Source organism: Bathymodiolus platifrons methanotrophic gill symbiont (genome assembly GCF_002189065.1).
Lineage (GTDB): Bacteria > Pseudomonadota > Gammaproteobacteria > Methylococcales > Methylomonadaceae > Methyloprofundus.
In genome coordinates, this window is record NZ_BDMN01000080.1 from 65,925 (window position 1) to 74,440 (window position 8,516).

The window sequence follows — 8,516 nt, forward strand, 5'->3', positions numbered from 1 at the left end:
GTTTTAGAGTAACACTGACCCCTTTAACACTTTTATGCGCAGTGCGGTGTTTTTCTTATCACACACTACTGCACCAAATTGATTTTCAGCTAAGTTCAGAGAATAAATCTGCCAATTATCAGCTTTACCGGCTAGGTCAGGTACGCGCAAAAATGTGTTTAAATCATCGGGGTTAATCACGCACTGATTTAAGCCTAAGCTAATGCCTTTACCGACTGCTTTTACAAAAGCTTCTTTTTTAACCCAGAACTGATAAAAAACTCGACTCCGTTCAGCCTGGTCCAGGCTATACCAAAAATCAGATTCTTCAGTTGCAAAACACTTTTTTACCAGACCTTCCCAGGTGTTTCGTTCTTTGTAGCACTCTACATCAATCCCTAATTGGCATTGGGAAGTGACCGCAATGGCTAAAACATTACCTGAATGAGACATATTAAAACTAAGTTCAGGGTGGTCAGGTAAAAAGGGTTTGCCAAACTCTGTTTTTTCAATTCGTAAATCTGCTGGAGATTGATTAACATGCTCTGCTAATGACTGGCGTAGGATGCCATGGCAAATAATATAACGTTCCCTTAGTTCGGTGTGCTTAAACCGTGCCGTAATCGCTAATTCATTTTCATCTAATGTCTTTAAATAGTCTGATAGGTTACCTGTAAAACCTGATACAGATGAGGCGTAGTAAATATCAATATCTAATTTAGGCGTGCGCATAGTGACAAGCACTTAAGTAATCCTTATGAATTTTCGCATAACAGTTAAAGCTCTTACGCTTTATCGATCCGGTAATTATCAAATTACTCATTAATCTGCTGTATCTTTGCCAAGCCTTCGCCGCGATGGTCGCTGGCGGCTGATAAAGTGTTAGTGGATTTATTAAGTTGCACAGCCTGCATATTACCGTAGTTGTATGTTTGTTTAAGGTGATGACCCAGAGATTGCAGGCTTATTATTTCCTCTGTGCTTAAGCCCTGTTTTTCGTACAAAATATGATTGGGTATATATTGATGATGAAAACGTTTTACCTTGACCCACGACTCGGGTGAATTACCTGCGGCAAAATCCAGTGTTGCCAGTAATACCATGGAAATAATTCGGCTACCACCGGGTGTGCCTAATACTGCAATGCGTTCATTATCTTGCACAAAGGTAGGCGTCATACTGGATAACATGCGTTTTTCCGGGGCAATGGCATTGGCATCACCACCTACTAAGCCATAACCATTAGCACTATTTTTAGCACTGGCAAAGTCATCCATTTCATTGTTTAGTAATACCCCAGTACCCGATGCGACGAGGCCGGCACCAAAGGGAAAGTTAATGCTTAAAGTGGCAGCAACACGATTGCCTTCATTATCAATAATTGAAAAATGTGTAGTATTACGACCACCTTGTTCTTCCTGAGTGTGCCCGGTTAAATATTCTTTAGGTAGCGTTTTATCCGTGCGTATGGTGCTGGATAAACCTTGTGCATAGTGCTTGTTAATCAGACGTTCGACAGGGACATCGATAAAATCAGTATCCCCTAAATATAAAGCCCGGTCATGATAGGCACGCCGCATCGCTTCAACAATAAGGTGTTTTCGAGTGATATCATCAACGGCTTCAAGGTCGGTATTTTCCAGAATATTTAAAGCTTCAATCAAAACGATACCACCTGATGAGGGGAGGGAGGCGCTGGTGATTTTAATTCCTTGATAGCTTCCTGACACAGGCTGACGCTCGACAATCTGATACTTGAGTAGGTCTTCCAAGGTCCATAGACCACCCTCTTGTTGCACTGCATTAACCAGTTTATGCGCAACAGACCCTTGATAAAACCCAGCTTGTCCTTTCTCTGCTAACTGTTTCAAGGTCTGCGCCAGGTCAGCTTGTTTAAGTAAGCTGTTTTTAGCTGGAAGCTGCCCATTGGCTAAAAAAATATCAGCAGTTTCTGAATGTTGTTCTAGAATGTTTCTGCGAAAGCTTAATAATTTTTGGTGTCGAGTACCGATAGGAAAGCCTTGTTCGGCATAACGAATGGCGGGTTGCAAGCTTGTTGCTAAAGGGAGGTTGCCATACTTTTCTGACAAATGAACCAGCCCTGCAGGCATGCCAGGAATTCCCGCTGCTAACATTCCATTTAATGAGAGTTGTTTATTCGGCTCACCTTGTGCATTGAGAAACATATCTTTATGTGCTGCTAAAGGGGCTTTTTCTCGACCATCAATCATAATATCCAGGTCATCACTTTCTCGATGTAATAACCAGAAGCCGCCACCACCTAACCCTGAACCTGAAGGCTCAACAACTGCTAAAGCCGCACTCACGGCAACAGCGGCATCATAGACATTACCGCCTTGTTGTAAAATTTCAAAGCCTGCCTGTGTTGCTAACGGATGGGCTGATGCAATTGCTACCTGGCGTGGTTGTTTTATACTACAGCCTGTTATACTGAGCACAAAGAGTAGCAGGCTGGCGAGACCTGTATATTTTACCGATTTAATTTGCTTCCCAAAAGAACTTAACATGACTGTACCCTTTACAAACTGAAGTTTCCCAATAAATATTTATGGTAAAATTGAAACTATGCTACAACTATATGAAAAAAATAGTCTTTTTATTCGTTTCAAATGCTATTGCCTAAGGGGAATTAAGTAGGGGTTTGCTATAAACATGGCAAAACCACCTAAAATAAACCTCGATACACCAGCATTGTGTATTTCAGCTACTCAATAATTGGGAAACTTCAGTACTTTAACTGATCTCTATCAATTAAATAGTGAAACAACGCCCGGGCAGGGTGCAGATATTGTTGTTTGCGGTAAAGATGAATCGATAAGCTGGGATAAATTATCTACAGCGACATTGAATTTACGTGCGGGAGCAGAGTTTATTGCTACGAATGGCGATACTACTCTGCCGACTGAACTTGGACTAATACAAGGTAACGGAGCAATTTTAGCAGCTTTACATGCGGCTACGGGGTGCACGCCAAAGGTGATAGGGAAACCGGAGCCGATTATTTACCAGCAAGCTTTGGCATTATTAGGTAGTACTGCTGAAAATACGATTGCGATTGGTGATCGATTAGATACTGATATTTTAGGAGCGGTACGTACCGGTATGCGTAGCCTAATGGTATTGACTGGCGCATCAACTGAAGAGGATATAGAGCGGATTGATTACGCACCTACCTGGATTATGCAGGATTTGCAGGCGGTAACAGAGGCGTTGCGCGGCTTGTAGTAAAACGCCAGAGGTAGGGCAGGCTTCAGTCTGCGATTCCAAATGAATTCTGGCGGATTAAAGTCCGTCCTACAGTTTTTCTGCCAGGATTTGTTTTAAAAAAGGTACTGTCAATTTGCGCTTGGCAATCAGAGTGGCCTGTTCCAGCCTAGGTAAAAGACTCCATAACTCTGGAAGGTCACGTGCATAATTTTTGCTTAGAAAATTACCCACCTGTGGCGAGATTTCAAAACCCAGGTTTTTTGCCTTAAAGGTGAGGGCGGCAATTTGTTCAGCATCAGAAAGTTCCTGTAGCTTTAAGGTTAAACCCCAGTTCATGCGAGTTTTCAAATCGGGTAATTCGATTGCAAGATAGTTAGGTGGACAATTTGCTGAGATAATCAACTGGTGATTATTTTCCCGCTGTTGATTATAGAAATTAAATAAGGCTGATTCCCAGCCGCTATTTCCCGCGCACAATTCAATATTATCTATGCAAATTAGATCAAGCGTGTCCAGCCCCTTAAGAATGTCAGGAGCAGGGAGTTTACTACTCTCTAAGGGCAAGTAAAAGGCACTTAATTTGCGTTGATGAGCGCGTAGGCAGCATGCCTGTAATAAATGGGACTTGCCAGCCCCCTGTTTGCCCCAAAGATAAAGTTGTTGTTCGCCTTCTCCACTCGCTGTGTCTGTTAGGTGTTGAATGGTTTCCTGGTGGCTTGCCGTATAAAAGCTAGCAAAAGATAATTCAGCCTTTAGATCAAACTGGATGGGGATTTGTTCCGCCATTATTTGCGGCTTCTTCCTGAATGACGTACAAAAAGCGTGCAACCAAAAAACAGCATCAAACTGAAAAGTACTTCCAGAGCAGGTAATAACTTATCAGCTCGGGCATAGGCCTCAATACTTCCGTGGATAAAATAAGGCATACTTAGGTAGGCCATCCATGAACAGCTTTTTAAATTACCTTTTAGAAAGCCCCTGAAAACGAATAACAAAGGACTGACTGTAATAATAAGCAGAAAGGCGACTGGTAGCTTTTCAGGAGGAGAGATAAGGGTATTCCAGAGCATAAGCAAAGTAAATAAACCGATATATCCAGATAAAGCAATAGCGTAATAATGACGTGCATTCATGATGATTTTAATTTTATAGCAGTTTTGGCTAAACGAGCACCTAAGGCAAAGCAAAGTGATTTTTCATCTTTACTTAATGATTGCTGGCTGTGAGATACATGGCTAGCTCCATAGGGAGTTCCTCCGGTCTGTGTTTCGCGTAAGGCATCTTCGCTACTAGGTAAACCTAATAGCACCATGCCATGGTGAAATAAAGGTAGCATCATGGATAGTAATGTTGTTTCCTGGCCACCATGCATACTACCAGTAGAGGTAAACACGGCTGCTGGTTTATTACTCAGTGCGCCACTAAACCAGAGCTCAGTGGTATTATCAATAAAGTACTTTAACGGTGCTGCCATATTTCCAAAGTGTGTTGGGCTGCCTAAGGCTAGGCCATCGCAATGCTTTAAGTCATCCAGTGTGGCATAAATAGCACCCGACTCAGGGATGTCATCTGCTGTTTTTTCACAGATAGTTGAAATTGCGGGTACGGTACGCAACGTCGCTTCGGAATCTGAAACAGACTCTATTCCACGTGCGATTTGTTGAGCCATTGCTTTAGTTGTGCCGCCGCGACTGTAATATAAAACCAGAATAGTGACCATGCATTTAATTATTAATAGCTAGTAAAAGTTCTTTTAGAAAGATCAGGTAGAGCGTGGCTTTAGCCCGCCTTAATCAAATGTAGTTACGCACTAAAATCATGCTCTGCCCGCGTAGGTAACTACGAACTTATAATATTTCCAGCACACTTTCGGGTGGGCGGCCAATTGCGGCTTTGCCATTAGCTAAAACAATAGGACGTTCAATTAATTTAGGTGTATTAACCATTCCTGCAATTAAGGCATTACGATCCAGGTCAGGATTGTCCATGCCGGTTGCTTTATATTCCGCTTCTTTAGTGCGCATTAATTCACGTGGTTGAATATCCAGTAATGTTAATATTTTATCTAATTCGGCAGCTGTTGGTGGTGTTTTTAAATACTGAATTACCTCAGCTTGAACACCGTTATCTTCTAATAATTGTAAAGTTTGACGTGATTTACTGCATCTTGGATTATGGTATATTTTTACGCTCATAAGCTTCATCTAGGCTGAAATAAAAAAACATATAATAGCATATAGCTAGGGCATGGCTTCAGTTCGCTTTTAACTGGGTTTCAAAGGAAGATTGAGGTTAGGTTCTGGACGTTTTTGAAATATACTGGTTGGATCATCAGGATAGTGAAAAGCTAAAAAAATACTCCGTTTGTAATATAAATAATAGCCTACCATTATAAGGCTGCGAAACAACATGAATAATGTCAGAGCTAACCATAGGCCATGATTGCCTAAGCCTTGCGTGTAATACCATGCTGGTAAAAAAATCATAAATAACGACAATAAAATGCCATCTCGCATTTGTCTGGACAAAGTCGCACCGATAAAGACACCATCCAGCAAAAAACTGACAAATGATATTAGCGGTAAGGCAATCAGCCACGGTAAATACTCATAGGCAGGGCTACGAACCTCCGTTAAACGAGTCAGGCTGTCAATAATGCTTTTACCAGCGTAGCTATAAAGCAGAGTAAATAACAATGCAATCAGTAATGACCATAACCCCGTTGTCCTTAGGGTGCGTAAATAAAGATCTTTATTTTTAGCGCCCAAGGCTCGGCCGATTAAAGCTTCAGCAGCATGAGCAAGGCCATCCTGCGCATAAGCCATAAAGGTCTGAAAGTTCATTAACACGGCATTAGCTGCCAGAATAGCACTACCAAATTTTTCACCTTGAACAGTAAAAAAGCTAAAGGTAAAAATTAAACATAATGTACGTATAAACAGGTGACTGTTCATAGACAACATAACTCTTACCTTATCTAGCTGTAACAAAGTAGATAATGATAGAGGGCGAGAGCCGTGGGGTAAATTTCTGATTAAAAGTATAACCCCTAAGACTAAACCAATATATTCAGCCAGCACAGAGGCTAATGCGACCCCCTCGGTATTCATGTTGTAATGCGTAACAAATAAGAGGTCTAAACCAATATTACATAAATTAGTTGTTATTACGATTAACAAAGGGACTTTAGTGTTTTGTCGGCCTAAAAACCAGCCTAAAATGACATACTGACATAGGGTTGCAGGCGCACTCCAGATGCGAATATAAAAATACTGCTGCGCCAAAAATTCGATATTTTCATGACTATTAATCAGATAAAAACTAAAAGAGGCAATGGGCTGCTGACATAATAAAATCAGCGAGGAAATGCATATAGCAAGAAAAATGGCGCGAACTAAAATAGCCTTCAATTCTAATGAATCATTAGCGCCAAATGCTTGTGCGCAAAGACCTGAAGTACCCATGCGTAAAAAGCCAAAGCCCCAGAAAAGAAAGTTGAATATTAACCCCGCGATGGCTACAGCAGCAAGGAAATTAGCGTTATCCAGGTGCCCCATTACTGCAGTATCAACCAGACCGAGTAAAGGCGTAGAAATATTGGCAATAATCATCGGCAAAGCGAGCTGCCAGACCTGCCGATGATTAAAAGTGTAGTTTTTCAAAAAAGGTTATTTAGCTCTGTACCGGGTTAACACCAAAAATTCTGCGATATAAAACACCTTGTAAAGCAACAAACATCGGGATAGTCCATATCAAGCCCAAACCAAGTGGAATGGTACTAACCAGGTAAATTATCATCATTAGCACGCCAGTGAAAAAGAATTTAAACCAATGCTGGGTGACGGCTTTACGAGAAGTTTCCATGGCCTGCCAAAAATCCATGTTTTTGTCGATAATAAGCGGCAAGGTAAACATATAGGCTATTGAAAGGTAAATTCCAGGAAGGACTAGTAGAAAAAAGCCTAAAATAATCATAATTGACATGCAGATACTGGCAATAATAATGGGCAGAGTGTAGCTAAAATATGAAAATGCCATTTTATAGCTGACAGATGCATTAATCGCGCGATGTAAGCCCATCATAACTATGCCAGCAATAAATGGGTAGCTGAGTATAGAAATGATAAAGTTAAGAGTGCCAGTAATCAGCACTAAAAAACTTTCATCAACTAAAGGAATTAAGTCGAAAAATAATATAATAGCAAAACTTATCGCTATAAGCGCTGTAAAGATAAGTGCACCAGCACCGAGAACAGGCCCCTTTAATCCTGATGTTCGTTGCCATGCTTCTTTAATAACGTCCATAATCTGGAAATCATAGGGCGCAGCAATTCCCTCTTGCATGCTACCTGATTGAGAATTAATAGGTTGATCTGTTTGCATAAAAATCTCCTGGGTAATAACTAACAACAGAATTTAAAGTGTAGTGCAAAATACTGAAAAATAAACTGTCATTTATACCAGTGGTAATATCATAGCCTATATTTTCCAGACCCAGAGACAGGGAAATCAATAAACATTAAAAAAAGCTTGCAGACATAGAAATATTTTGTATAATAGTCGGCTCTTCTTAGGGTCCTTAGCTCAGCTGGTAGAGCACCGCACTTTTAATGCGATGGTCGCGCGTTCGAATCGCGCAGGACCCACCATGAATTCCTAATTAAACCAGCAATATAGCTGGTTTTTTTATGCCTGAAATTTAGCTATTACTTTGTGACTGTAGTAAATTTGTCACATTGTTATTAGAATTGTTTGCATATTCTGCAAGATGATCAGCTGATAAATGAGCATATTTCAAAACGATTTGAATATCTGCCCAACCACCTAAGTCCTTAAGTACATTTAAAGGCGTTCCATTCTGCACATGCCAGCTTGCCCAAGTGTGGCGCAAGTCATGCCAACGGAAATTTTTAATTTCAGCACGAATTAAAGCTTTACGCCAAGGGGAAACCCTCATATAACGAATCACCTTAATTGATAATCAGTAAATCATAAGATAAAACACGATTCCCAATTAACAAAATGGATTTTTCAGTATCATATCGAGTCGATATCCATATCATGTCATCTACATCGTCATCGGAATTGTATAGGTGTTAGTTAGTTGTTAAAATTTTTCCGGTTTTTCAAAAACAGCACCCGGTTACCAGTTTTAATATGTTTATTGATTGGCAAGCTGACTCTGAAAGTGGACAATATTGGACGCTGATTGACTGTAAAAGGGTATTACTCGTGATTTACTCAAGTTTATAATATTTCGTACTGAAGTTTCCCAATTATTGAGTAGCTGAAATACACAATGCTGGTGT

General features: G+C 40.6%; 8 protein-coding genes, 1 tRNA gene and 2 pseudogenes. 2 read left to right on the forward strand and 9 right to left on the reverse strand.

Annotated elements, in window-relative coordinates:
- Nucleotides 1-3: 3 nt before the first annotated feature.
- Together CDZ78_RS05525 and ggt are read right to left on the reverse strand one after the other, a co-directional pair.
- Nucleotides 4-723, reverse strand: coding sequence for a 4'-phosphopantetheinyl transferase family protein (locus CDZ78_RS05525; RefSeq protein ID WP_147635659.1), 720 nt, complete (start codon nt 721-723; stop codon nt 4-6).
- A gap of 71 nt (nt 724-794) precedes the next feature.
- A complete protein-coding gene (gene ggt / locus CDZ78_RS05530; protein ID WP_087869105.1) occupies nt 795-2,507 on the reverse strand; it encodes a gamma-glutamyltransferase in 1,713 nt (570 codons plus the stop codon).
- A gap of 223 nt (nt 2,508-2,730) precedes the next feature.
- On the opposite strand from ggt, the pseudogene CDZ78_RS05535 reads away from it, so the two are divergent.
- Nucleotides 2,731-3,225, forward strand: a pseudogene (locus CDZ78_RS05535) (HAD-IIA family hydrolase); the annotation flags it as partial.
- Between the two features lie 69 nt (nt 3,226-3,294).
- On the opposite strand, the gene hda reads toward CDZ78_RS05535, so the two are convergent.
- The 6 genes from hda to CDZ78_RS05565 all read right to left on the reverse strand — a co-directional run bounded on the left by hda (nt 3,295) and on the right by CDZ78_RS05565 (nt 7,590).
- A complete protein-coding gene (gene hda / locus CDZ78_RS05540; RefSeq protein WP_087869107.1) occupies nt 3,295-3,993 on the reverse strand; it encodes a DnaA regulatory inactivator Hda in 699 nt (232 codons plus the stop codon).
- Complete coding sequence (locus CDZ78_RS05545) at nt 3,993-4,340, reverse strand: DUF2069 domain-containing protein (protein ID WP_087869108.1); 348 nt, start codon at nt 4,338-4,340, stop codon at nt 3,993-3,995. Before CDZ78_RS05545 ends, hda begins: the two co-directional genes overlap by 1 nt.
- On the reverse strand, nt 4,337-4,927 hold the full coding sequence (wrbA, locus tag CDZ78_RS05550) for an NAD(P)H:quinone oxidoreductase (RefSeq protein ID WP_087869109.1): 591 nt from the start codon (nt 4,925-4,927) through the stop codon (nt 4,337-4,339). The genes CDZ78_RS05545 and wrbA overlap by 4 nt, the downstream gene beginning before the upstream one ends.
- A gap of 127 nt (nt 4,928-5,054) precedes the next feature.
- Nucleotides 5,055-5,402, reverse strand: coding sequence for an arsenate reductase (glutaredoxin) (arsC, locus tag CDZ78_RS05555; protein WP_087869110.1), 348 nt, complete (start codon nt 5,400-5,402; stop codon nt 5,055-5,057).
- Between the two features lie 69 nt (nt 5,403-5,471).
- The gene (locus CDZ78_RS05560; RefSeq protein WP_140413898.1) at nt 5,472-6,869 is read right to left on the reverse strand and encodes an MATE family efflux transporter; all 1,398 of its coding nucleotides are present in this window, start codon (nt 6,867-6,869) and stop codon (nt 5,472-5,474) included.
- A 10-nt stretch (nt 6,870-6,879) separates the two neighbouring features.
- Nucleotides 6,880-7,590, reverse strand: coding sequence for a DUF2189 domain-containing protein (locus CDZ78_RS05565; protein ID WP_087869112.1), 711 nt, complete (start codon nt 7,588-7,590; stop codon nt 6,880-6,882).
- A 190-nt stretch (nt 7,591-7,780) separates the two neighbouring features.
- On the opposite strand from CDZ78_RS05565, the gene CDZ78_RS05570 reads away from it, so the two are divergent.
- Nucleotides 7,781-7,856: transfer RNA gene (locus tag CDZ78_RS05570), tRNA-Lys, on the forward strand.
- A 50-nt stretch (nt 7,857-7,906) separates the two neighbouring features.
- Here the strand turns inward: CDZ78_RS05570 and CDZ78_RS05575 are convergent.
- Nucleotides 7,907-8,149: pseudogene (locus CDZ78_RS05575) on the reverse strand (tyrosine-type recombinase/integrase); the annotation flags it as partial.
- Nucleotides 8,150-8,516 lie beyond the last annotated feature (367 nt).